This window comes from Streptococcus mitis, assembly GCF_009496205.1.
Taxonomy (GTDB): domain Bacteria; phylum Bacillota; class Bacilli; order Lactobacillales; family Streptococcaceae; genus Streptococcus; species Streptococcus mitis_BN.
On sequence record NZ_WIJO01000104.1, the window covers coordinates 1 to 1389 of the forward strand.

At 37.4% G+C, this 1389-nt stretch carries 1 protein-coding gene; it reads left to right on the forward strand.

What is annotated here, in order from left to right:
* Positions 1 to 98: 98 nt before the first annotated feature.
* Complete coding sequence (locus tag GEZ85_RS10080) at positions 99 to 1355, forward strand: ISL3 family transposase (RefSeq protein WP_153210212.1); 1257 nt, start codon at positions 99 to 101, stop codon at positions 1353 to 1355.
* Positions 1356 to 1389: the final 34 nt, after the last annotated feature.

Genomic DNA, 1389 nt, shown 5'->3' on the forward strand with positions numbered 1-1389 from the left:
CCCCCCTATAGATATTATGGAGCCTATTTTTGTGTAGAAAAAAAGTCCCATATAACCTATAATGAAAAGCGACTAAACAACTCATTAGAAAGATTCATATGGAACAATTACATTTTATCACAAAACTACTCGATATCAAAGACCCTAATGTCCAAATTATGGATGTTGTTAATAGAGGTACCCACAAGGAAATCATCGCCAAACTGGATTATGAGGCCCCATCTTGTCCTGAATGTGGAAGTCAAATGAAGAAATATGACTTCCAAAAACCATCGAAAATTCCTTACCTTGAAACAACTGGTATGCCTACCAGAATCCTCCTTAAAAAGCGTCGTTTCAAGTGCTATCATTGCTCTAAAATGATGGTCTCACAGACCTCTCTCGTCGAGAAAAATCACCAAATTCCTCGTATTATCAACCAAAAAATTGCTCATAAGCTGATTGAAAAGACTTCTATGACCGATATTGCACATCAGCTTTCCATTTCAACTTCAACTGTCATTCGAAAACTCAATGACTTCCGTTTTAAGCATGATTTTTCTCATCTTCCAGAGATTATGTCTTGGGACGAGTATGCCTTTACCAAGGGAAAGATGAGTTTCATTGCACAAGATTTTGATAATCTCAACATTATCACCGTTCTTGAAGGTAGAACACAAGCTATCATCCGAAATCACTTTCTGCGCTACGATAGAGTCGTTCGTTGTCAGGTGAAAATCATTACTATGGATATGTTTAGTCCTTATTATGCCTTGGCTAAACAGCTTTTTCCATGTGCTAAAATCGTTCTAGATCGATTTCACATTGTACAACACTTAAGCCGTGCTATGAGTCGTGTTCGTGTCCAAATCATGAATCAATTTGAGCGAAAATCTCATGAATACAAGGCTATCAAACGCTACTGGAAGCTCATCCAGCAGGATAGTCGTAAACTGAGTGATAAACGTTTTTATCGCCCTACTTTTCGTATGCACTTAACGAATAAAGAGATTCTAGACAAGCTTTTGAGCTATTCAGAAGAGTTGAAACACCACTACCATCTCTATCAACTCTTACTTTTTCACTTTCAGAACAAGGAGCCAGACAAATTTTTCGGACTTATCGAGGACAATCTAAAGCAGGTTCATCCTCTTTTTCAGACTGTCTTTAAAACATTCCTCAAGGATAAAGAAAAGATTGTCAACGCTCTTCAATTACCCTATTCCAACGCCAAATTAGAAGCGACTAATAATCTCATTAAACTCATCAAGCGCAATGCCTTTGGATTTCGAAACTTTGAAAACTTCAAAAAACGGATTTTTATTGCTCTGAACATCAAAAAAGAAAGGACGAAATGTGTCCTTTCTCGATCTTAACTTTTCTTCAACCCACTACAGTTGACACAGAGCC